Genomic DNA, 23,034 nt, shown 5'->3' on the forward strand with positions numbered 1-23,034 from the left:
TTCGCTGCCCGCGGGTGCTGAAAGGCTTGGCGCTAACGCTGACGCCCCCCTCTCCCCGTGCAGAACGGGGAGAGGGAGGCGTCAGCGTTGGCGCTTCGCCACAACAGGCAACGCCACTCGGAACGTTCTGCATGAGCCACGCCAAAAAGCCCGACCTTCTCCGCGACAATGAGCTGATCTACGGCCGCTTGCTTACCGTCGACGAGCCGCACCTCATCCAGCGTTACAACAAGGCGCTTGTCGCCTTCGGCCTCAAACCGACCAAGCTGAAGAGCTTCCAGATCGACCGCACCGGCTTCTCGCCCGAAGTGGCCGAGGAATGCGGCGACTACGACTATCTCGATCCCAACGAGGTCAACCGCCGCTTCATCATCCTGACGCCGTCGCAGATCGATCTGCCGGTGGTGCACACCGCCTTTTCCAACACCTCGCAGCTGATGTTCGAGTTCATGTCCAAGAACCAGCGCGCCATCGATGCGCTGACCATCAAGGATGTCATCTACGGGGAGATCGAGGATTCCGTTCCCCTGGTCAACGACATCGAGGATCTGCTGTCGATCAGCCAGGTCGAGTTCAGGGTGCTTTCGGCCGAGGACGTGCTGGGCAAGGCCGCCGAACTCGGCAAGCTGGTCGACCGGCTGAAGCAGGAGCCCGATGCCTGGCGCGACAACACCATGCTGAGCCGTATGGTGGAGCTGGCGAAGGTCTGCGGCGATATCCGTGAGAATGCGCTGGTGCCCGACCAGGTGATCTTCCGCCACAACGCCTACTGGACCAGCCATTTCGGCGGCGTCTACGTCTTCGTCGATCCTGATATGACCACCGTCATCGGCGACCCGGCCGCCCCCGGCTTTCGCCGTTCGCGGCCCTGGCAGGTCAGCTATCTCTCGATCAACGATGCCGACAAGGTGTTCAAGTTCCTGGCCAGCACCGGCCGCATCGAACTGCCCCGTGCGTCATGGGTCGAAAGCTCGGGCTATCTCGAGCATCGCGCCGAGATGGTGGTGCGCGCTCTCATCCGCGACACAGAGCCGAACCGCAATTTGACCGAGGTCGACAAGGTCTGGCTGCAGACCTGGATCCATGGCCATGCCGATCTGATCACCAAGGACGGCAATTTCCCCTTTCTCAACGCCGCCAAGCGTGAGATCGCCCAGCTCGGCCATCTCAAGATCGAGGATGTGTTTCCGCAACAGCGCTTCCTGGTCGTGCGTGGCAAGCCCGACCATCCCGACGCCTGGCTGACCAACCAGCTGATCTCGGATTTCGTGCCGCAGGACTTTGTCTCGCGTTACGTCTTCAACAAGCCGGGCTTCTACAAGGACTATGACGGCTACAGCGACGCCTGGCGGTCGCATGTTGTGGACGTTCTGAAAACCACATATTTGAAAGACAAAGTGGCGTTTCGCACGCGCCTTTACGGCCTGACTGACTGAGGGGTGAACGAGAGCCATGCTTGATCCGATCGTGAATTTCTTCACCCGCATCTTCCAATGGATCGGCCGCGGCATCGGCCTCGTCATCGGCGCGATCCTGTGGCCGTTCCTCTGGGCTGGGCGCTGGTATACGCAGCGCGGCTGGATCCTGAAGGCTGTGGTCGGCCTCGCGCTTCTGGTATTGATCGGCCTCTACGCCAATTTCTTCTACGCCACCCAGTGGTGGAACAAGTTCGATCCCAACTACGTCGACAAATACACCTTCGAGAACCGCAACATTTCCGCCGGCGAACAGGTCGCCGCCGGCGCCGGCACCGACACCGCCAAGACCTGCGGCAATTCGGGCATCGCCCAGGTGGCGGCCGACCTGACGGACTTCAACGTCAACCAGAATGCCTGGATCTCGTCGATGATCCTCTACAAACTCGGCCTGTTCGGCATCGACTGGGACAACACGCCGTTCATGGACAACAAGGCCTCGTTCCAGCGCGGCATCAACCAGGCGGTGCGGCGTACCGCCACCGAGCTTGCCGACAATCTCGGCCGTGTTCGCACCACATCGCAGATCGACGGCGACCTGCAGGATGCGCGCGGCAATCTGCAGTTCGACGAGGAGACCTGGTATTTCGGCCTCAACCCGTTCGGCCCCAAGACGCCGACGCCGAGTTATTATCGCGATGCCGTCACCAAGCTGCGCTCCTTCAACGCCCGCCTCGGCAGCTGCCAGGCGACGTTCGATGCCCGCGCCGACAATCTGAAGCAGTATATCGACCGCATCTCCTCCGACATCGGTTCGACCTCGGCGATCCTCAAGGAGCGCGCCGAAAACCATAACAATGGCTGGTTCGACTTCCGCGCCGACGACCGCTTCTGGTTCGCCTATGGCCAGCTCTATGCCTATTACGGCCTGATGAAGGGCGCCCAGGCCGACTTCGAGGACGTCATCAAGGAAAAGCATCTCGGCAATCTGTGGGACACGATGGATGCGCAATTCGTCTCGGCGCTGCGCATCCAGCCCTTCATCATCGCCAATGGCCGCGAGGATGGCTGGATCATGCCGACGCACCTGACGACGATGGGTTTCTACGTGCTTCGCGTGCGCTCCAACATGGTCGAGATCAGCAACGTCCTGACTCAGTAGCGTCCACAGCTTTCCCGGCGAGCGATGGCGAATTTGCGCCGTCGCCTCTGTCGCATTCCGTGCATTGGGCGGCTGTTTTGAGACGGCGGAACGTCGCGTCCTCTGGCTTCTATACGGCGCGGCAACGGAGCCAGGAAGAACCGGCGACAGGTCGGCCGGCCGCGGAGACACTTTCTTCATAGGAAACATAGTTGCATGCAAGTTGACGCCGCGGGAGCGACAGGGTTAGAACATGCCCGCGCCCGGGTTCAACATGCCTGCGAGTGAGATCAAACCCGTCCCCTCCACCGTCCAATCCGAAGGAAAGCCGTCATGGCCGAAGTGAAGTCCGACATCGAGATCGCGCGCGGCGCCAAGAAAAAGCAAATCCAGGAGATCGGCGCCAAGATCGGCATCCCGACCGAGCACCTTTTGCCCTACGGCCACGACAAGGCGAAGATTTCGGCCGAATTCATCAAATCGGTGAAGGGCAACAAGGACGGCAAGCTGATCCTCGTCACCGCCATCAACCCGACGCCGGCCGGCGAAGGCAAGACGACCACCACCGTCGGCCTTGGTGACGGTCTGAACCGCATCGGCAAGAAGGCGATCGTCTGCATCCGCGAGGCTTCGCTCGGCCCGAATTTCGGCGTCAAGGGCGGTGCCGCGGGCGGCGGCTACGCGCAGGTCGTGCCGATGGAGGACATGAACCTCCACTTCACCGGCGACTTCCACGCCATCACCACGGCGCACAACCTTCTGTCAGCGCTGATCGACAACCACATCTACTGGGGCAATGAGCTCGGCATCGACACCCGCCGCGTCGCCTGGCGCCGCGTCATGGACATGAACGACCGGGCGCTGCGCGAAATCATCTGCTCGCTCGGCGGCGTCGCCAACGGTTATCCGCGCGAGGCAGGCTTCGACATCACCGTCGCCTCGGAAGTGATGGCGATCCTGTGCCTTTCCACCGACCTCAAGGATCTGGAAAAGCGCCTCGGCGACATCATCGTCGCCTACCGCCGCGACAAGACGCCGGTCTATGCCCGCGACTTGAAGGCCGACGGCGCCATGGCGGTGCTGTTGAAGGACGCCATGCAGCCAAACCTGGTGCAGACGCTGGAGAACAACCCTGCCTTCGTGCATGGCGGCCCGTTCGCCAACATCGCGCATGGCTGCAACTCGGTGGTCGCCACCACCACGGCGCTGAAGCTCGCCGACTACGTCGTCACCGAAGCCGGCTTCGGCGCCGACCTCGGAGCCGAAAAATTCTTCGACATCAAGTGCCGCAAGGCGGGTTTGAAGCCGGCGGCTGCCGTCATCGTCGCCACCGTGCGCGCCATGAAGATGAATGGCGGCGTCAAGAAGGAAGACCTCGGCAAGGAAAACGTCGAGGCGGTGAAGAAGGGCTGCGCCAACCTTGGCCGCCACATCGAGAACATCCGTCAGTTCGGCGTGCCGGCGGTGGTTGCGATCAACCACTTCTATTCCGATACCGACGCCGAGATCCAGGCGATGAAGGACTATGTCGCCTCGATGGGCGAGGAGGCGATCCTGTGCAAGCACTGGGCCAATGGCTCCGCGGGCATCGAGGAACTCGCCAACAAGGTGGTGGCGCTGGCCGAATCCGGGGCGTCGCAGTTCGCGCCGCTCTATCCCGATGACATGCCGCTGTTTGAGAAGATCAACACCATCGTCCAGCGCATCTATCGCGGCTCGGAGGCGATCGCCGACAAGTCGGTGCGCGACCAGCTCAGGGCCTGGGAAGACGCCGGCTACGGCAAGTTGCCGGTCTGCATGGCCAAGACCCAGTATTCCTTCTCGACCGACCCGAACCTGCGCGGCGCGCCGACCGGCCACACGGTGCCGGTGCGCGAGGTCAGGCTTTCGGCGGGCGCCGGCTTCGTCGTCGTCATCTGCGGTGAGGTCATGACCATGCCCGGCCTGCCCAAGGCGCCGTCCTCGGAAAAAATCTTCCTCAACGAGGCCGGCCAGATCGAAGGCCTGTTCTGAGATTTGTCTCGACAACCAAGGGCGCCGCAGCGATGCGGCGCCCTTTTGCTTGCCGGGCTTCTCACGCCACTGTCGAGGACCCGAACTTCTTGATCCCGGCGACCGACATGCTGACGAACTGGTCGAGAATGGTGAAGAAGATATCCAGACTGAACCCAAACAGGAAGGAGAAGGTGAAGAGGCTGAAGCCTATTCCCGAAGCCTCCTCTCCAAGCTTGGTGCCCGGTGCTACAAACCAGGCAAGCACCATGCCGGCCAGCGCCCCCAGTGCGATCCTGTGGATCAGCCGCGACAGCGGTGGATTGGGCAGCAGCGGATTGAGGATCATCCGCATGTGAAACATGATGGCTCCGAGCGCGCCGTAGAAGGCCGGGAGTATCCACAAGGCATATGGGCTGAGAACCTCGTCCAGCGTCTTTATCTGCGCGGTCAGCGTGTAGATCGAGTTCGGCGCGATCGTGATCACTCCGTCGCACTGCAGGCTGCGCGTTGCCTCGTCGAAATCGGCATTCACGTCCGTCACTTTTTCCGAAGACGTACCTTCAAGATTGTTCGGGTTTTTCTTTTCGGTGTTTATCTGCGCGCAATAGGCATCCGGCTGATTGGGGAGCTCCTTGAGCTTGTCTGGAGGCGTGGATTTACTCACCCCCAGCGGCTGGTCACAGAACTGGTCTATGGCACCTTGCTGGGAATACTGAGCCTGGCCCGCCGCTACGCCATCTGCCGTGGAGGTTGAATAAAATTTGCAGTACATCCATTGCATTCCCCAGATCGGGAATTGCGCGTCCTCAGTCATGAACCCTTGCGCTCTTCTCACCAGGGAGGAAAAGCGCTGGTCGAGAGCGTGAAGGCTATCTTCCGAATTGTAATAGGCGTCCTTCAGAAGCGTCAGATCCGTGGTCGAAGCCTGCTCGGACGATGCCGAGCTCAGTTGTTTCTTCGTCGCCCAAACCTGGCGTATCGCCTGTCCGAACCGTGCGCTGAAATCATTGTTGTCGATTTCTATGAGTTCGGAGTTTATCGCGACTCCCTTGTTGTAAATGTACGTCAATCTTCCGGTTACAACCATGAAAAGCACGGAAAGAGCCACGAGAAAGTACGTCGCCAGCGCGGTCTTGCGCGACATGTCACCGGGCGACCAGCCCGATCGCAGTGCCGCCAGGGTGGCAAATGGCACGGTGCCGGAACAATCGTTGAAAACCGTCTGAAGATTGACGACCTCAGGCTGGCTGGCCGTCGCATCGTCGAGCTTTTCGGCATTGCCGATGGCCGCAAACAGGGAACTGTCCTTGAACACGCCGTAGCGGCCGTAGTTGGCGACCAGCTTGGCGTCCGCGATGAGTCCAGAAACGAGAGGGTCGGCCGGTGTCGTCGTCATCGTGAAATCCCCCCGCCTGACGACTAGCCTAGATAGCCCGGCACATAGCCGTATTGCGACGGGCACCCGCACGGATATCCGGGCGGGCCGGGCGGCTGCGCCCAGCACCAGAAGGATTGAGTGAAGCAGATCGTCCCCGGCGCGTGCGAAGGGACCTGGGCGAAAGCGGGCCATGGCAAGAGTGCCGCGGCACCAGCCAAGGCGAGAACGACTGTAGTTCGTGCAATTCGCGCTTTCACTTGTTTCTCCCGGGGAAGTCTACCCCGTCCCACCCCTTGATCCAGATATACCGTTCCTCGGAGAGAGGCCTTCGTCTGTGAAAGACTTCACTCTGTTCTCCAGTTCCCCATCCTGAGATAGAGCCCGATCTGAGTTTCTTGCGTTTAGCCGGCTCTCATCCCGAAAGTGAATGGGCCCAGCCGAAAAGACTTCCAAACGAGGCCACGCCCCGGTGTTCGTGATCAGGAACGCCAAGGGGCGCCGCAGACTGCGGCGCCCCTGTTCCTTCGCGGCAATTTGCCTATGCAGCGTTGCGCGCCAGCGCGCGCTGGTTGGACGCATAGGGCGTGTCGCGTTCGGGCAAAGCACCGGTCTTCAGGCAATCGATCCATTCGGCGGTCTTGAGCACGGCCGCAAAGCGCGACTGCAGGATGATGGACACCACGCGGTGGATCTCCTCGGCCGAGGCGTAGCCGGCGCTGTTGGCGTAAGGCAGCGAACCGGTGGCGTCGGACAGGAACTCGACCGCAAAGCCGACATGCGCGGCGTGGATGATGCTCGACAGGTCGCAATTATGCGTCATGTAGCCGATCACCGTTATCGTATCGATGGTATTGGCGCGCAGCCACGCCTCGAGGTCGGTGCCGGCAAAGGCGCTAGGCAGTGACTTCTCGACATAGTGGTCGCGGCTTCGCCGGGCAATCTCGGGATGCAGTTCGCCGCCATGGCTGCCCTTGGCGAAGACTGGCGAGGTCTCGGGCGCCATCTGCTTGACGACCACCACCTTCACGCCGGCCGCAGCGGCGGCATCCATAGCGCGCGCGACATTGACGACGCTGTCGCGGAACGGCGGACACTGGATGGCGAGGTTGCCGCCATCATAATCATTCTGGACATCGATAACGATGAGTGCGCGGCGCGGCGTGATATTGGCGGACATGGTGTTCTCCTTCGAGCTTGAATGGGACAGGAAATAGGCGAATCGCCCGACTGCCAAAAGTGGCCCGATTGACATCAGTCGAAAGAATTGGGACAATCCGCTTTTCGCTTGCTGGAAACACGCATGGCCGACCCGATCATTGCCGTTCTCGCCTTTGACGGCATCAGCCCGTTCCACCTCTCCGTGCCGTGCGTGGTGTTCGGCACCGACCGCACCAAGCTTGGCCTGCCGCGTTTCGACTTTCGCGTCTGCGCGCTCGACGATGGAGCGATCCACACCGATGTCGGGCTGACCATCGCGGTGCCGTATGGCCTTTCCGCATTCGACGATGCCGACATCGTCATCGTTCCGAGCTGGAAGGATCTCGAGGCCCCACTTCGGCCGCCGCTCCTGGCAGCGCTCACCCACGCGCACCGGCGCGGTGCGCTGATCGTCGGCCTCTGTCTCGGCACCTTCGCCATTGCCGCCGCCGGGCTGCTTGCGGGCCGGCGTGCGACGACACATTGGGCCTCCACCGACCGGTTGCAGGCATTGTACCCGGACATCGAAGTCGACGCCGACGTGCTCTATGTCGACGACGGCGACATCGTCACCTCGGCCGGCGTCGCCGCCGGGCTCGACTGCTGCCTGCACATTGTGCGCGCGCGCTATGGCGCAGAGGTAGCGCTGCGGCTGGCAAGGCACATTGTACTGTCGCCGCACCGGCAGGGTGGGCAGGCGCAGTTCATCGAGCGCCCGCTGGCGAAAACCCCGGCCACCGACCGCTTCACCCTGGCGCTGGACACGGTGCGGGCAACGCTCGGACAAACGCACAACCTCGACCGCGTCGCGGAGGCCGCGGGCCTGACTCGGCGCACTTTCACCCGCCGTTTCCAGAAATCGATCGGCACCAGCTTTGGCGAATGGTTGGCCGGCCAACGCACCGAACTGGCGCAACGGCTGCTGGAGGCGACGGAAAAATCGATGGACATGGTGGCCTTCGAAGCCGGCTTCGGCAGCGCCACCTCGCTGCGCCAGCATTTCGCCGCACGGCTCAAGACGTCACCGGCCCAATACCGGCGTGAATTCTCGCGGCGAGCCGGTCCGGACGAGCGCATGGCACGTACGGCTTCATACTGACCGCCCACGACGAGTTCAGCCCCGCTTGACCGCCCGCGCCGGATTGCCGCCCACTGTGGTGTTGTCAGGCACGTCGCGCGTCACCACCGCGCCGGCGCCGACTATGGCGCCATCGCCGATGCTGATGCCGCCGAGGATGATGGCGCTGCCGCCGATCCAGGCGTCATTGCCAATGGTGACCGGCCGGGCAATCTCCAGTCCCGCCTGACGGCCCGCGGCCTCCTTGTGGTGCTCGGCGCAGTAGATCTGCACATTGGGGCCGAGAAGCGTCCGCCTGCCGATACGCACCGGCGCGGTGTCGAGGATGGTGCAGCCGGCATTGAGGAAGGCGCCGTCGCCGAGATGGATGTTGAAACCGTAGGCGCAGTGGAACGGCGCCTCAATGCGGCCGCCCTCGCCCGTGCTGCCGAGCAGCACCGACAGCGCCGGACCGATATTGCCGCGTTGCTGGGGCGGTAGCGTATTATGCTCGAACACCGCATCGCGCGCGATCACCCGCAGCGCCTCTAGTTCGTCGTCGATGCAGGTGTACCATTCGCCTGCAATCATCCTTGTGCGTTCGCTATCGGCCATCACAGCGACTCCGTCCTTCGTCGTGTTCGACTGTTTACCAAAGTACAATGCTCACTGATGGAAGAAGCACCAGTGCCGACTCTGGTCAAACGTAGGACCTATGCTAGCTTGCCCTCGTGGGCCAGTCCCGGGCCTGCTTTCGAGGGGATCGACATGCTCTATTTGCTTGCACTTCTGATCGGCGTCATTGCCGGTCTTCGCGCCATGACCGCGCCGGCCGCGATCGCCTGGGGCGCGTATCTCGGCTGGCTGCCGGTGGCCGGCACCTGGGCAAGTTTCATGGGCCATTGGGCCGCCGTCGGTATCTTCACCATCCTCGCCATCGTCGAACTGGTCACCGACCAGCTGCCCTCGACGCCGAGCCGCAAGGTGCCGCAGCAATTCGGCGCCCGCATCCTGCTTGGCGCCTTCAGCGGCGCGGTGATCGGCGCCACCGCCGGTTCCACCATTGGCGGCCTGATTGCCGGCGCCATCGGCGCCGTCATCGGCACCTATGGCGGCGCCGAAGCGCGCGGCCGGTTGGCCGCCGCCTTCGGCAAGGATTTGCCTGCCGCCCTCATCGAGGACGCGGTGGCGATCATCGGCGGCCTGCTGATCGTGGCGGCGGTGGTATGACTGCCCAAGCCTCAGACGCCAAGACATACGACGCCATCATCATCGGCGCCGGACAGGCCGGCCCTCCTCTCGCCGGCCGGCTGACGTCAGCCGGCATGAGCGTGGCGCTGATCGAGCGCAAGCTGGTCGGCGGCACCTGCGTCAACACCGGCTGCATGCCGACCAAGACCATGGTCGCCAGCGCCTATGCCGCGCATCTGGCGCGGCGTGCCGCGGACTACGGCGTGACGTTCTCAGGCCCTGTCGGCGTGAACTACAAGAGGATCAAGGCGCGCAAGGACAAGGTCACAAACGACTCCCGCAGCAATCTGGAGACGTGGATCGCCGGCATGAAGGGCTGCACGCTTTATCGCGGCCATGCCCGCTTCGAATCCGCCAACACCGTGCGTGTCGGCGACGACCTTCTGACCGCCGAAAAGATCTTCCTCAACACGGGCGGCCGCGCCTCGGTGCCCGACCTGCCCGGCGTCAACGACGTCGACTACCTCACCAACTCCTCGATGATGGACCTCGACGTTTTGCCGCGCCATCTTATCGTCGTCGGCGGCAGCTACATCTCTCTTGAATTCGCGCAGATGTTTCGCCGCTTCGGCTCTGAAGTCACCGTCATCGAGAAGAGTTCGCGCCTGACCGGCCGCGAGGACGAGGACGTGTCGGCGGCCATCCTGTCGATCCTCGAAAACGAAGCCATAGAAGTCCATGTCGGCGCCGACGACATCCGCTTTGCCAGACAGGGCAAGGACATCGCCGTGACCTTCTCATCCGGCAAGCCGCCGGCGGTCGGCTCGCATGTGCTTCTGGCACTCGGCCGCACCCCCAACACCGACGATCTCGGCCTCGATAAGGCCGGCGTCGCGGTCGATCTGCGCGGCTTCGTCACCGTCGACGACCAGCTGCGCACCAGCGCGCCCGGCATCTGGGCAATGGGCGACTGCAACGGCAAGGGCGCCTTCACCCACACCTCCTACAACGATTATGAGATCGTCGCGGCCAATCTGCTCGACGACGATCCGCGCAAGGTCAGCGACCGCATCGAGGCCTATGCGCTCTACATCGATCCGCCGCTCGGCCGCTGCGGCATGACCGAGGCGGCGGTGAAGAAATCCGGGCGCAAGGCGCTGGTCGGCCAGCGGCCAATGACCCGCGTCGGCCGCGCCATCGAAAAGGGCGAGACGCAAGGTTTCATGAAAATCCTGGTCGATGCCGACACCAGGCAAATCCTCGGCTGCTCCGTGCTCGGCCCCGGCGGCGACGAGGCGGTGCACTGCGTGCTCGACCTGATGTACGCCAAGGCGCCGGTCGATACGCTGGCGCGCGCCGTGCATATCCACCCCAATGTCTCGGAGCTGTTGCCAACCATCGCCCAGGAGCTGAAGCCGCTCGCCTGACATAGCCCCGCGTCAAGCTCAGCGCTTTCTGCATTGGTGCGTTGCAGCAATGTGCATTGCGCGCGGCAAGGCTTCTCGTTCAGTCTGAATTGAACCGATTCAGTCTGGATTTTCCATGCCTTTGCCGATCCTTGCGCTTGCCATTGCGTCCTTCTGCATCGGCACCACCGAATTCGTCATCATGGGCCTGTTGCCGGAGGTTGCGGCCGATCTCGGCGTGTCGATCCCCTCGGCCGGCCTGCTGGTTACCGGCTATGCGCTGGGCGTCGTCTTCGGCGCACCCATCGTCGCCATGGCCACCGCGCATCTGCCGCGCAAGCCGGTGTTGGTCGCGCTGACGGCGATGTTCGTCGTCGGCAATCTGCTCTGCGCCATTGCGCCCAATTACTGGCTCCTGATGGCCGCGCGCGTCTTCACCGCGTTCGGTCATGGCGCCTTTTTCGGCATCGGTTCCGTCGTTGCCGCCAGCCTGGTGCCGCGCAACAAGCGCGCCAGCGCCATGGCGATGATGTTCGCGGGATTGACGCTCTCCAACATTCTCGGCGTTCCTGCCGGCACCGCGCTTGGCGAAGCCTTCGGCTGGCGCTCCACCTTCTTTGCCGTCGTCGGCATCGGCCTGATCTCTGTTGCCGCCATCGCCTGGCTGGTGCCATCCAATGTCGTCGAACCGAGCGGCGGCGGCCTGCGCAGCGAACTGCGCGTGCTGGGCAAGCTGCAGGTCTGGCTCGCCATGCTGATCGCCTCGCTGGCCTCGGCCAGCCTGTTTGCCGTCTTCACCTACATCAAGCCCTACCTTACCGATGTCTCCGGCCTGTCGACCTCCGCGGTCACCTGGGTCCTGCTGCTGTTCGGCGCCGGCATGACCATAGGCAACATCATCGGCGGCCGGCTGGCCGACTGGAAATTGATGCCGACGGTGATCGGCACGCTGCTTTTGATGGCGGTTCTGTTTGTCGGCTTCATGCAGTTCGGCGCTATCGCCAGCGTCGCCATCGGCGTCGTCTTCTTGTGGGGACTGCTGATCTTCGTCGTCGTGCCGCCGCTGCAGATCCGCGTCGTCGAAGCGGCTTCGGAAGGGCCGAACCTCGCCGCCACGCTCAACCAGGGCGCATTCAATATCGGCAATGCCAGCGGCGCCTGGATCGGCGGCGTGGCTCTGTCGGCCGGCGTTTCCTATGCTCATTTGCCGCTGGTCGGCGCGGTGCTGGCCCTGCTGGCGGTCAGCGTAGCCGTTGTCTCGCAGGCGCTCGAAGGATCGGCGCCGATGACGACGGTTCCGACCGCCGCCGAATAATTCCATTGCGCCCATGGCGGCGCGAACTGGACCAATCGACAGCCCTTCGGCAAAAGTGCATGTGTTCTGCCTCTTATCCTGGAGGCATCCCATGCAGAAATCGATCGAACGCATCGCCGGCGATACCGAAGGCGTTTCCTACGAATTCCCGGTGTTCCGCTTCGCCGGCGCCGACAAGGCAGCACCTTCGGCCTACCTGCAGGCAGCGCTCCACGCCGGTGAATTGCCTGGTGTCGTCGCCATCGACGCGCTGATGCCGGCGCTGAACAAGGCCGAAGCGGAAGGCCGCATCAAGGGCAGCATCACGGTCGTGCCCTGGGCCAATCCGATCGGCCGCGCGCAATATCATTTCGGCGAGCACCAGGGCCGCTTTCATCTCGGCACCCGCAACAATTTCAACCGCGGCTTTCCGTTGCTCGCAGCACCGGACGCCAAGCTTTTGCCCGACACCACGCTTGGCACCCCCGACCAGCGATTGAAGACCCGTCTGGTGCAGCTGTCGCTCGGCCACGACATCGTGCTCGACCTGCATTGCGACGACGAGGGCCTTGCCTATCTCTACGTCCACGCCAGCCTGTGGCCGGCGATGGCCGATTGCGCCGCCGCCATGGGTATCGACGCCGTGGTGTTGTGGAGCGAGGACACCGACGGCACCTTCGAGGGCGCCACGATCATGCCCTACCAGAACGTCCCCGCCAACGTGGCGAAGCTCGACCGCCGCGTTGCCACCACGGTAGAATACCGTGGCATGCTGGATGTCGACGGCGCGCTGGCAAGTTCCGATGCCGAAGGCCTTTACCGGCTGCTGGCGGCGCGCGGCGTCATCGCCGATACCGCCCTTCCCGCACCCGGCGCGTTCAAGGGCCTCGTCGCGCCGCTGGAGAACATCGACATGATGCCGGCGCCCCGGGCCGGCGCCATCCTCTACGACGTCAGGCCCGGTGACCGCGTCGCCAAGGGCGCACGCCTCGCCACCATCGTCCACACACCGGGCGAGGCCGGCGGCCGCACCGAAGTGCTGGCGCCGCAGGACGGCGTCATCCTGACCCGCCGCTCGCGCCGCATCATCCGCGCCGGCGAGGATCTCTTGAAGCTGGTCGGCGACAAGAAGAGCGCCGACGCGAGGTCAGGCACGCTGGAGGACTGAGCTAACCCGAAATCGCCAGCCGCGCCTTGGCCTCCAGCCATTCGGCCATTTGCCGGTACGGCACCGGGCCGTGGCTGACACGGGCAACACCAAGCTCGGCCAGGCGCTGGCGCGGCGGCACATGCGCCAGCGCGATGATGTTGACCGGCAGCACGGTGGCCTTGCACAGCGCCTCGATCAGACCCTCGTCGCCGAGCCCCGGCGCAAAGAAGCCGCTAGCTCCTGCCTTTTCATAAGCGTGCGCCCGCTCGATGGCCTGGTCGAGCAGCACGCTGTCATGCGCATCCGGCTTGGCCTTGAGGAAAATGTCGGTACGGGCGTTGATGTAGGCGGGAATGCCGGAAGCCTTCACCGCCGCCGCTGCCGCCACGATCCGCTTCACCTGTACCGCGATGTCGTGCAGACCAGCGCCGCCGACGATCTGGTCCTCGAAATTGAAACCGATGGCGCCGGCCTGCAGGGCACGTGTCACCGTCTGGGCGACAGTCTCCGGCTCGACGCCGTAGCCGCCTTCGAGGTCCATGGTCACCGGCAGGTCGACTGCCGCCACGATGCGCCTGATGTTGTCCAGCGCTAGCTCCAGCGGAATTTTCTCGCCATCGGCATAACCAAAAGCAGCCGCGACCGGCCAGCTTCCGGTGGCGATCGCCTTGGCGCCCGCCCTCTCGACGATCTTGGCCGAGCCCGGATCCCAGGCATTGTAGAGAACGATCGGGTTGCCCTTGACATGAAGGGCATGGAACCTGCGTGCGCGCTCGATCTGCTCGGTCATTGCTGTCTTCCCGTCTTTCCGATGTTGGACGAACAGTCTAGGCAGGACCCCAAGCCTTGGCGATGTGCCATGGGCTGCAGAAGCGGCGGCCACAAACAGGCCTTTCAAACCTGTTGCGCATCCGGCTTTTCGCCGCTATGGATTTCGCCCATGAACATGCGCTCGATCAAGACCATTTGGTGGTGGGCTCGCTGACAGCGGCCTGTTCGAACGCGTGCGCGTGAAAATAGAGGGTGGCCGCAACGGAATGTCCGGGCGGCCATTTGTTTTTTCAAAGCCATTCCCGGGTCCGTTGCCCCAACAAGCCATATGGAGACGGCAATGACGATGAAGGCTCTGGAAAACGGCGCGGAAAGCTTCGTGACCGCAGGTGGTGTCACCATCACCCGCGAACGCCACGACAAGCCTTACGCCGGTGCGATCGATGCTTATGTCGACGGCTTGAACTCGCGCCGTGGTGCGGTGTTTTCCTCGAATTACGAATATCCGGGCCGCTACACACGCTGGGATACGGCCATCATCGATCCGCCGCTGGTGATTTCCGCGCGTGGCCGCGCCATGCGCATCGAGGCGCTGAACGGCCGTGGCGAAGTGCTGCTGCCGGTGATCGGCAAGACGCTGGCCGGCATTTCCGAGGTGACGATTGCTGAAACCTCGAAAAAGCTGATCCGCCTCGATGTCGCCAAGCCCGGCCGCGTCTTCACCGAGGAAGAGCGCAGCCGCGTCCCCTCTGTGTTTACTGTGCTGCGCGCCATCACCGCTTTGTTCAAGACCGATGAAGACGCCAATCTCGGCCTTTACGGCGCCTTCGGTTACGACCTCGCCTTCCAGTTCGATCCGGTCGACTACAAGCTCGAGCGCAAACAGAGCCAGCGCGATCTCGTGCTGTTCCTGCCTGACGAGATCCTGGTCGTCGACCATTATTCGACCAAGGCCTGGACCGACCGCTACGACTATTCCGGCGACGGTTTTTCAACCGGGGGGCTGCCGCGCGACGAAATCGCCGAACCGTTCAAGACCGCCGACCGCATCCCGCCGCGCGGCGACCATGAGCCTGGCGAATACGCCAATCTGGTGCGCAAGGCGATGGATAGTTTCAAGCGCGGCGACCTGTTCGAGGTCGTGCCCGGGCAGATGTTCTACGAACGCTGCGAGACGCAGCCTTCCGAAATCTCGCGCAAGCTGAAGTCGATCAACCCGTCGCCCTATTCCTTCTTCATCAATCTCGGCGAAAACGAGTATCTGATCGGCGCCTCGCCCGAAATGTTCGTGCGCGTCAACGGCCGCCGCGTAGAGACCTGCCCGATCTCCGGCACCATCAAGCGCGGCGACGACGCCATTTCCGACAGCGAGCAGATCCTGAAGCTGCTCAATTCCAAGAAGGATGAATCCGAGCTGACCATGTGCTCGGACGTCGACCGCAACGACAAGTCAAGGGTCTGCGATCCGGGCTCGGTGCGCGTCATCGGCCGCCGCCAGATCGAGATGTATTCACGCCTGATCCACACCGTCGATCACATCGAAGGGCGCCTGCGCGAAGGCATGGATGCCTTCGACGCCTTCCTGTCGCATGCCTGGGCGGTCACCGTCACCGGCGCGCCGAAACTGTGGGCCATGCGCTTCATCGAGCAGAACGAAAAGAGCCCGCGAGCCTGGTATGGCGGCGCCATCGGCATGGTCAATTTCAACGGCGACATGAACACCGGCCTGACGCTCCGCACCATCCGCATCAAGGACGGCATTGCCGAGGTGCGAGCAGGCGCCACGTTGCTCTTCGACAGCATCCCCGAGGAAGAAGAAGCCGAAACCGAACTGAAGGCATCCGCCATGCTCTCCGCCATTCGCGACGCCAAATTGGGCAATGCCGCAGGCGCCGAACGCACCACCGCGCGCGTCGGCGACGGCGTCAACATCCTGCTCGTCGACCACGAAGACTCCTTTGTCCACACACTGGCCAACTATTTCCGCCAGACCGGTGCCAATGTCTCGACCGTGCGTTCGCCGGTGCCGGAAGAAGTCTTCGAACGGCTGAAGCCCGATCTCGTCGTGCTGTCGCCCGGACCGGGCACGCCGAAGGATTTCGACTGCGCCGCGACCATCAAGAACGCCCGCGCCCGCGACCTGCCGATCTTCGGTGTCTGCCTTGGCCTGCAGGCGCTGGCCGAGGCCTATGGCGGCGAACTCAGGCAGTTGCACGTGCCGATGCACGGCAAGCCGTCGCGCATCCGCGTCTCCAAGCCCGGAATCATCTTCTCCGGCCTGCCCAAGGAAGTGACCGTCGGCCGCTACCACTCGATCTTTGCCGATCCGGTGCGGCTGCCCGACGATTTCATCGTCACCGCCGAGACCGAGGATGGCATCATCATGGCCTTCGAACACCGCAAGGAGCCGATCGCCGCCGTCCAGTTCCATCCGGAATCGATCATGACGCTCGGCCACAATGCCGGCATGCGCATCATCGAAAACATCGTTGCGCATCTGCCGCGCAAGGCCAAGGAAAAGGCCGCCTAGAAACGATGGCGGCAACGGACAACATGGCGGCGATCGCAGCGAAGGCAGCGGCCAGGCAAAGGATCGCCAGCCTTGCCTTCTGGTCGATTGTCATCGCCTGCGTGGTGCTCGCGCTCAAGCTTGCCGCCTGGTACGTCACCGGCTCCGTTGCGCTCTATTCGGACGCATTGGAATCGATCGTCAACGTCATAGCCTCGGCCGCCGCCTATTGGGCGGTCCTGGTCAGCTACAAGCCGGCCGACCAGGACCATCCGTTCGGCCACCACAAGGCCGAGTATTTTTCGGCGGTGCTGGAAGGCGTGCTGATCGTGCTCGCCGCGCTTTTGATCCTCAACGAGGTCTGGCGCTCCTGGCAGACGCCGACCCCGCTCGAACAACCCTGGGAGGGCCTGGCGATCAACGGTGTCGCCACCGTCATCAACGCCTTCTGGGCCTGGACGCTGATCCGCGCCGGGCGCAGCGCAAAATCACCGGCGCTGGTCGCCGACGGCCGGCACATCATGACCGACGTCGTGACCTCGGTCGGCGTCTTCGGCGGCCTCGTCGGCGCTATCCTGACCGGTTGGCAGATCCTTGATCCGGCGCTTGCCGTCATCGTCGCGCTCAACATCCTGTGGCAGGGCTGGCACGTCATCGGCTCGTCGATGAACGGGCTGATGGACCGCGCAGTGGACACGACCGAACACATGCACATTCGCGACATCATCTCGGCCAATTGCAAGGGCGCGCTGGAGGTTCATGACCTCAAGACCCGAATCGCCGGCCGCGCCACCTTCATCGAGTTCCACCTGGTCGTCGACGCCGACATGACGGTCGGCGCCAGCCACGTCATTTGCGACCGCATCGAGGACGCGCTGAAGGCTGAAATCCCCTCCGTGCGCGTCACCATCCATGTCGAGCCGGACGACGAGGCGAAGCTGCCGAAAGGCACGACGGCGGTGCCGTTCGCGTGAGGCGAGTTACCACGTTTCGATAGTGAGATCTTTGATCCGCTCGAATTCCCGGATATTGCGGGTTATCAGCGTGAGGTCCCGAGCACGTGCCTGCCCGCCAATCAGCGCATCGTAGGGACCAATCGGGGTTCCCAGTGCCGCAAGCCCAGCACGAATCTCGCCGGCATGTCTCGCGTCGTCTCGGTCGAATTCAAGTACCGGGAACTGCAAAGCTTCGATGCGCGCCAGATTTTGGACCTTTCGCTGGCTCTTTTCAGCGCCGTAGTACAGCTCATGCAAAACGACCGCCGAGAGAGCAAAGTCTTGTGGTGCATGCCGTTTGAGCAAAGCCAGCAGACCCTCGTCGCCCGCGATGATCGCTATGACGGCATTCGTGTCGAGCAGGTAGGTCACTTAAAGAGGTCATCCAAAGCAGGTCGATCCTGACCATCCTGACGCTCCAGCGCTCCCTGGACGAAATCGTCGTCAACCGGTCCGATGACCTGGTCGAGCCATGCCCAATCCTGCGCAAGCGGCTCCAAGATGACAGTTTGCCCATGACGACGGATCGAAACCTCGTCTGCCTCGAACCGAAACTCCTTAGGCAAGCGCACAGCTTGTGACCGGCCTGACCAGAACACCTTTGCCTTGTCCATGTGCTATCCTCAAATGAGATATAGCAAAGATATATACCATGGTAGCGTCATAGACAAGATCGAACTCAACGAGTGCAGGCCGACTGCGGCATAGCCTCCAAACGGTAGACCTTGTCATCGGACTTGGTCTTGCCATCCGCCGAGCACAGATCGACAATCGCCAGGCTGCTATTAGGGTTGGCCAGCATCAGGGTGCCGTTGGCGCCGCGCTTGAGGAAGATTTCCTTTTGCGCGATATCGCAGGAAAAGTTGCTCATCTTCGAACTGGCCGCGCAGCGCCATTGATCCGCTTCGCCCTGGCAGGAATAGGTCTGCGTGACCTTCGTCCCGTTCTTCCTGGTGGTCACCGAAACGGCGACATCGGAGCCGTCGGGCCAGTTGGCGACATCGCCTGAGGCAAAGGAGGCGAGTTCGACCGGCCCGCGGAAGACCCGGATCGACTGCGTCACCTGGTCGGGATGCGAGGAGAGATGCGCGGCATCGTAGTCTCGCCCGAAACAGAAAGGCTGGTCCGGCTTCAGTCGCTCGCGCAAGGGAGCCCCAAGCGCCGGATCGATCGGGTCGATCTTGGCGAATTCAGCCTGGCAGGTTGCGGCCGGCATCGGGTCGAGGCGGAAATTGTTGTCCTCCGAGCCCAGAGCCTGCCGGTCATATTCGGCTTCGCCCAGTTCGTCTTCCGATCCGGCGTCGAGATAGAGATCGGACGAGACGTCGGTGAGGATCAGGCGGCCTTTGTCATCGAGCTTCAGCGACGCCATGGTGCGGTCGCAGTCCATGCCGCAGCGGATCGGACCTGACTTGCCGTCCTCGGACTCGTGATTGCACCAGCCGCCGGCCCATTGCGGCGCCTTGGCGCCGCGCACCATGGTGGTGAGAAAACCGTTGTAGGAGGTGTCGGCGTTTGCCGTCGGCTCCTCGTTCGGATGGCTCACCGGATCATGGCCATAGAGGAAGAAGATCCGCGCCACCTTCTGCTTTGGATGCGCCTTGAGGTGCGCCGCATCATAGACGCGGCCGAAACAGGCATCGGCGCCATTCGGGCTGAGTTCGGGTAATTTAAGCGCATCGTCGGCCGCGGCCGAACCCGCAAGCGCGCCGAGCAGCACGGCGCCAAATCCAGCGCTGGCAACAACCTTCCACTTCCTGAACGCCATGTGACCCCCTCCTCGCATCGACAGGACGTAACGTGAATCTATGCTAGTATCATGGCCGCAGCCACGCAATTTGCGGGGAGCGCCAAGCCGAGAGGATGCCATGCGTCGACGCGACATGTTCCGGGCCAGCCTTGCCGGTGCCGCCGGCCTGTTCGGGCTGAGCCGGGCCGCCGCCGCTGAAGACAGACCGAAGGTCGCCTATCACCTCAGCGACCTCGATAAGGTCAACTTCGTGCTCGGCAACATCAAGAACCACTATGAAGGCACCTGCGGCAATGTCGACATCGTGTTGGTCGTGCATGGTCCGGCCCTCGCCGGCTTCAAGTCGAAAGGCATATCGGCGGCGATCTCGGGACGCTTTGCCGGCCTTGTCCAGCAGGGCCTTGAGCCGCATGCCTGCGGCAACACCATGCAAGGCATGGAGATCACGCTTGCCGACCTGCTCGAGGGCTTCCACGCCGCCGACAAGGGCGGCGTCGTCAAGCTCGCCGAACTGCAGCGCCAGGGCTACGCCTATCTCCGGCCCTGAGCCGCCACGGGCTTGAACGTGAAGGCCATGAGAGCCTACGAAGGGTGGCCAAACAGCCCGAAGGAAAGTGCTCATGACCGCGACCACCCTCGTCATCCCCGATCTTGCCGGCAAGGCGGTGCTGGTCACCGGCGCTTCGACCGGCATCGGTGCCGCCCTTGCACTGGCCTACGCCGCCCAGAAATGCCGGGTCGCCCTGCACTACAATTCGAGCCGGGAGGCCGCAGAAACGCTGGCCAAAAACATCCGCGACAGCGGCGGTGAGGTGTTCCTGACACAGGGCGACTTCTCACAGGCAGCCGATGTCGAGCGGGTAGTCGAGGAGAGCGCCGAAACATTCGGGCGGCTCGACGGGCTGATCAACAATGCCGGCGGCATGCTCGGCCGCGTGCCTTATGCGGATCAGACCGAGGCGCACTACGACGCGGTGATGGACCTCAACGCCCGCTCGGTGCTGACGGCCTCGCGCAAGGCGATGCCATGGCTGAAGAAGCAGGGCGGCTTCATCGTCAACACCTCGTCGATCGCGGCGCGCAATGGCGCTGGCGGCGGCGCCGGGCTGTACGGTTCGGCCAAGGCCTTTGTCTCCAATGTGACGCGCGGCATGGCCAAGGAACTGATCGGCTTCGGCATCCGCGTCAACGCGGTGGCGCCGGGCACCATCGCGACACCCTTCCATGAGCGCTATTCCACCGACGAGCAGATGAAGGGCATGGTCGCCACCATTCCTCAAGGGCGTGCCGGCACGGCCGAAGACTGCGTCGGCGCCTATCTCTTCCTGTCCTCCGATCTCCTGAGTGGTTACATCACCGGCCAGGTGATCGAGGTGAACGGTGGCCAGTTGATGCCGTGAGCCGGCAATTGCATACTGCGTCTCGCAACCATGCATGTCGTGCGCACGTTTGCTGAGGTTGGAAGAAAGGGGAGAGGCAATGTACGGATTGATCGGAAAGATGCGGGCGTCGCGCGGCCAGCGCGACGCGATCATGGATGTGCTGCTCGCCTCGACCGGCGCCATGCCGGGTTGCCTGAGTTATGTCATCGCCCGCGACCCGGCCGATGCCGACGCGATCTGGGTGACCGAAGTGTGGACCGACGCCGCAAGCCACAAGGCTTCGCTGCAGCTGCCGGAGGTCCAGGCAGCGATCGCCAAGGCCCGGCCGATCATCGCCGGCTTCGAATTCCAGGTCGAGACCCATCCGGCCGGCGGTTTCGGCCTGCCCGCCATCAAGAACGAGTGACATCCCAACGCGGGGTCGGGGTCGTGAATTTCGTCCGAGACAGCGTTCGCATTTTTCTCTTCCAGGTCTAAGACCCAAACATGGACTCTTCGCCAGACCAACCGGCCGTCGAACGCATGGCGCGCATGCGTCCGGTTCGGCAGTGGCTGGTGCTGCTGATCGTCTCGCTGCTGTTCGCCGGCGCGCTGGAATACGCCGCACTGCCGGCGGCGCTGCTGATCGGCCCGATGTTGGCGGCGATCCTTGCCGGCACCAATGGCGCCACGGTGCGCGTGCCGCGGCCGCTGTTCGCCGCCGCCCAGGCCTTGGTCGGCTGTCTGGTCGCGGCGTCGATCTCCACCAACATTTTTTCGGTGTTCTACAAGGAATGGCCGCTGGTCCTTGTCGTGGTGTTGGCGACCCTTGCGGCGTCCAGCCTGCTTGGCTGGTTGATCAGCCGCTGGCGCATCCTGCCCGGCACCACCGCGGTCTGGGGCTCGTCGCCGGGTGCTGCCACTGCCATGGTGCTGATGGCCGGTGCCTTCGGCGCCGATCAGCGCCTCGTCGCCTTCATGCAGTATCTGCGCGTCATCTTCGTCTCGATGACGGCAGCACTCGTCGCCAAGATGTGGGTCGACACTTCGGGCATCGAGGTACCAGCCATCGTCTGGTTCCCGCCGATCGAACCGGCAGCCTTTGCCGCCACGCTCGGCGTGGCGCTGGTCGGCGGCCTGCTCGGCCGGTTGTGCCGGCTGCCGTCACCCTTCTTCCTCGGCACCTTCATCATCGGCACCATCGTCCATCTCGGCTTCGGCGCGGCGATGCAATTGCCGCCATGGCTGCTGGCGCTCTCCTATGCGATGGTCGGCTGGTCGATAGGGCTGAATTTTACCCGGGCGATCCTGCGTCATGCGACACGGGCGCTGCCGCAGATCGTCGGCTCTATCGTCGTGCTGATCGCCTTTTGCGGCGGGCTAGCCTGGCTGATCAGCCACGTCCTTGGTATCGATCCGCTGACCGCCTATCTCGCGACGAGCCCCGGCGGCATGGACAGCGTCGCCATCATTGCCGCCGCCGCCCAGAACGTCGACATATCCTTCGTCATGGCCTTGCAGTCGGCCCGCTTCCTGGTCGTGCTCATCGCCGGGCCGAGCATAGCGCGGCTGGTGGCGAGAGCCGTCAGGGACTGAGATTCAAATATGCAGGGAAGAGGAAAAGTGCCCATGAACCGTCGTGTGAATGCCGTCGATCTCTCAGGCCGGGTCGCCGTGGTGACCGGCGGCGCGCAAGGCATCGGCCTTGCCGTCGCCCGGCGACTGCTGTCATCGGGTGCCAGCGTCGCCATCTGGGATGTGGACGAGACCGCCATGGCGAAGGCCGTTTCCGAACTCGCCCCCCTCGGCCGGGTCGAGGGTTTGCTGTGCGATCAATCGCTGATGGAGGCCGTCGACAGCGCCGCGACGGAAACCGAGCGCTCGCTTGGTCCGGTCGATCTGCTGGTAAACAATGCCGGCATCGCCGGACCGGCAGCGACGGTGGCGGATTATGATCCTGCCGCCTGGCGCCAGATAATCGACATCGACCTCAACGGCGTCTTCTACTGCTGCAAGCGCCTGGTGCCCGGCATGATCGCGCGCAGCTACGGCCGCATCGTCAACATCGCCTCGGTCGCAGGCAAGGAAGGCAATCCGAATGCCGCCGCCTATTCCGCCGCCAAGGCCGGCGTGCTCGCGCTGACAAAATCGCTCGGTAAGGAACTGGCCGGCCACGACATCGCCGTCAACGCGCTGACCCCATCGCCCGCCCGCACCCGCATCCTCGAACAGCTCACTGAGGCCCAGGTCGCCTACATGCTGGGCAAGGTGCCGCGAGGCCGGTTCGTCGAAGTCGAAGAGGCGGCTGCGATGATCGCCTTCATGCTATCGGACGAAAATTCCTTCACCACCGGCGCGACCTTCGACCTGTCCGGCGGCCGCGCCACCTACTGAGAAGCAGAGCTATTCCTCGCTGTCTTCGTT

At 63.3% G+C, this 23,034-nt stretch carries 22 protein-coding genes; 15 read left to right on the top strand and 7 right to left on the bottom strand.

Annotation, left to right across the window (positions count from 1 at the left end; translation table 11 throughout):
- The first annotated feature begins 131 nt into the window (after nt 1-131).
- The 3 genes from X757_RS162780 to X757_RS162770 all read left to right on the top strand — a co-directional run bounded on the left by X757_RS162780 (nt 132) and on the right by X757_RS162770 (nt 4,569).
- Nucleotides 132-1,436 (top strand): DUF6638 family protein, encoded by a 1,305-nt coding sequence (locus X757_RS162780; protein WP_023691610.1) that lies wholly within the window; start codon nt 132-134, stop codon nt 1,434-1,436.
- Between the two features lie 16 nt (nt 1,437-1,452).
- Nucleotides 1,453-2,577 carry a DUF2333 family protein gene (locus X757_RS162775; protein WP_023686165.1) on the top strand — a complete coding sequence of 375 codons (1,125 nt, stop codon included), beginning with the start codon at nt 1,453-1,455 and terminating at the stop codon, nt 2,575-2,577.
- Between the two features lie 312 nt (nt 2,578-2,889).
- The gene (locus tag X757_RS162770; protein ID WP_023724983.1) at nt 2,890-4,569 is read left to right on the top strand and encodes a formate--tetrahydrofolate ligase; all 1,680 of its coding nucleotides are present in this window, start codon (nt 2,890-2,892) and stop codon (nt 4,567-4,569) included.
- Between the two features lie 61 nt (nt 4,570-4,630).
- On the opposite strand, the gene X757_RS162765 is transcribed toward X757_RS162770, so the two are convergent.
- Both X757_RS162765 and X757_RS162760 read right to left on the bottom strand, forming a co-directional pair.
- On the bottom strand, nt 4,631-5,947 hold the full coding sequence (locus tag X757_RS162765) for a hypothetical protein (RefSeq protein ID WP_023691612.1): 1,317 nt from the start codon (nt 5,945-5,947) through the stop codon (nt 4,631-4,633).
- A 520-nt stretch (nt 5,948-6,467) separates the two neighbouring features.
- The gene (locus X757_RS162760; RefSeq protein WP_023686167.1) at nt 6,468-7,106 is read right to left on the bottom strand and encodes an isochorismatase family protein; all 639 of its coding nucleotides are present in this window, start codon (nt 7,104-7,106) and stop codon (nt 6,468-6,470) included.
- A 123-nt stretch (nt 7,107-7,229) separates the two neighbouring features.
- Here X757_RS162760 and X757_RS162755 point away from each other — a divergent pair, with 123 nt between their 5' ends.
- Nucleotides 7,230-8,225, top strand: coding sequence for a helix-turn-helix domain-containing protein (locus X757_RS162755; RefSeq protein WP_023724984.1), 996 nt, complete (start codon nt 7,230-7,232; stop codon nt 8,223-8,225).
- Nucleotides 8,226-8,240: 15 nt separating this feature from the next.
- On the opposite strand, the gene X757_RS162750 is transcribed toward X757_RS162755, so the two are convergent.
- A complete protein-coding gene (locus X757_RS162750; protein WP_023724985.1) occupies nt 8,241-8,798 on the bottom strand; it encodes a sugar O-acetyltransferase in 558 nt (185 codons plus the stop codon).
- Nucleotides 8,799-8,951: 153 nt separating this feature from the next.
- On the opposite strand from X757_RS162750, the gene X757_RS162745 reads away from it, so the two are divergent.
- The 4 genes from X757_RS162745 (at nt 8,952) to X757_RS162730 (ending at nt 13,242) form a co-directional block, all read left to right on the top strand.
- Nucleotides 8,952-9,413, top strand: a complete 462-nt coding sequence (locus tag X757_RS162745; RefSeq protein WP_023695827.1) for a membrane protein — start codon at nt 8,952-8,954, stop codon at nt 9,411-9,413.
- Nucleotides 9,410-10,801, top strand: coding sequence for an FAD-containing oxidoreductase (locus tag X757_RS162740; RefSeq protein WP_023724986.1), 1,392 nt, complete (start codon nt 9,410-9,412; stop codon nt 10,799-10,801). Before X757_RS162745 ends, X757_RS162740 begins: the two co-directional genes overlap by 4 nt.
- A 115-nt stretch (nt 10,802-10,916) precedes the next feature.
- Nucleotides 10,917-12,095: an MFS transporter gene (locus X757_RS162735; RefSeq protein WP_023724987.1), complete on the top strand. Its 1,179-nt coding sequence runs from the start codon at nt 10,917-10,919 to the stop codon at nt 12,093-12,095.
- 91 nt (nt 12,096-12,186) lie between these two features.
- Entirely contained in the window at nt 12,187-13,242 is a 1,056-nt protein-coding gene (locus X757_RS162730) for a succinylglutamate desuccinylase/aspartoacylase family protein (protein ID WP_023724988.1), read from the top strand.
- Between the two features lies 1 nt (nt 13,243).
- Here X757_RS162730 and X757_RS162725 read toward each other — a convergent pair whose 3' ends face one another.
- On the bottom strand, nt 13,244-14,014 hold the full coding sequence (locus tag X757_RS162725; protein ID WP_023724989.1) for an isocitrate lyase/phosphoenolpyruvate mutase family protein: 771 nt from the start codon (nt 14,012-14,014) through the stop codon (nt 13,244-13,246).
- Nucleotides 14,015-14,335: 321 nt separating this feature from the next.
- Between X757_RS162725 and X757_RS162720 the strand changes: the two genes are divergently transcribed.
- The gene (locus X757_RS162720; RefSeq protein ID WP_023724990.1) at nt 14,336-16,525 is read left to right on the top strand and encodes an anthranilate synthase; all 2,190 of its coding nucleotides are present in this window, start codon (nt 14,336-14,338) and stop codon (nt 16,523-16,525) included.
- Between the two features lie 5 nt (nt 16,526-16,530).
- Complete coding sequence (locus tag X757_RS162715; RefSeq protein WP_023683651.1) at nt 16,531-17,478, top strand: cation diffusion facilitator family transporter; 948 nt, start codon at nt 16,531-16,533, stop codon at nt 17,476-17,478.
- Between the two features lie 6 nt (nt 17,479-17,484).
- Here X757_RS162715 and X757_RS162710 read toward each other — a convergent pair whose 3' ends face one another.
- The 3 genes from X757_RS162710 to X757_RS162700 form a co-directional block, all read right to left on the bottom strand.
- On the bottom strand, nt 17,485-17,871 hold the full coding sequence (locus tag X757_RS162710; protein ID WP_023724991.1) for a type II toxin-antitoxin system VapC family toxin: 387 nt from the start codon (nt 17,869-17,871) through the stop codon (nt 17,485-17,487).
- Nucleotides 17,868-18,113, bottom strand: a complete 246-nt coding sequence (locus X757_RS162705) for an antitoxin (protein ID WP_023724992.1) — start codon at nt 18,111-18,113, stop codon at nt 17,868-17,870. Before X757_RS162705 ends, X757_RS162710 begins: the two co-directional genes overlap by 4 nt.
- A gap of 65 nt (nt 18,114-18,178) precedes the next feature.
- Nucleotides 18,179-19,267, bottom strand: a complete 1,089-nt coding sequence (locus X757_RS162700) for a hypothetical protein (RefSeq protein ID WP_023724993.1) — start codon at nt 19,265-19,267, stop codon at nt 18,179-18,181.
- 100 nt (nt 19,268-19,367) lie between these two features.
- Between X757_RS162700 and X757_RS162695 the strand changes: the two genes are divergently transcribed.
- From X757_RS162695 to X757_RS162675, 5 genes are all read left to right on the top strand, one after another.
- Nucleotides 19,368-19,796, top strand: a complete 429-nt coding sequence (locus tag X757_RS162695) for a DsrE family protein (protein WP_023724994.1) — start codon at nt 19,368-19,370, stop codon at nt 19,794-19,796.
- A 73-nt stretch (nt 19,797-19,869) separates the two neighbouring features.
- Complete coding sequence (locus X757_RS162690) at nt 19,870-20,649, top strand: SDR family NAD(P)-dependent oxidoreductase (RefSeq protein WP_023724995.1); 780 nt, start codon at nt 19,870-19,872, stop codon at nt 20,647-20,649.
- A 79-nt stretch (nt 20,650-20,728) separates the two neighbouring features.
- Nucleotides 20,729-21,037 (top strand): putative quinol monooxygenase, encoded by a 309-nt coding sequence (locus X757_RS162685; RefSeq protein ID WP_023686181.1) that lies wholly within the window; start codon nt 20,729-20,731, stop codon nt 21,035-21,037.
- 80 nt (nt 21,038-21,117) lie between these two features.
- Nucleotides 21,118-22,206: an AbrB family transcriptional regulator gene (locus X757_RS162680; protein WP_023724996.1), complete on the top strand. Its 1,089-nt coding sequence runs from the start codon at nt 21,118-21,120 to the stop codon at nt 22,204-22,206.
- A 45-nt stretch (nt 22,207-22,251) separates the two neighbouring features.
- Nucleotides 22,252-23,004 carry an SDR family NAD(P)-dependent oxidoreductase gene (locus tag X757_RS162675; protein ID WP_023669968.1) on the top strand — a complete coding sequence of 251 codons (753 nt, stop codon included), beginning with the start codon at nt 22,252-22,254 and terminating at the stop codon, nt 23,002-23,004.
- Nucleotides 23,005-23,034 lie beyond the last annotated feature (30 nt).

It is taken from the genome of Mesorhizobium sp. LSHC412B00 (assembly GCF_000503035.1).
In the GTDB taxonomy this organism is placed as follows: Bacteria; Pseudomonadota; Alphaproteobacteria; order Rhizobiales; family Rhizobiaceae; genus Mesorhizobium.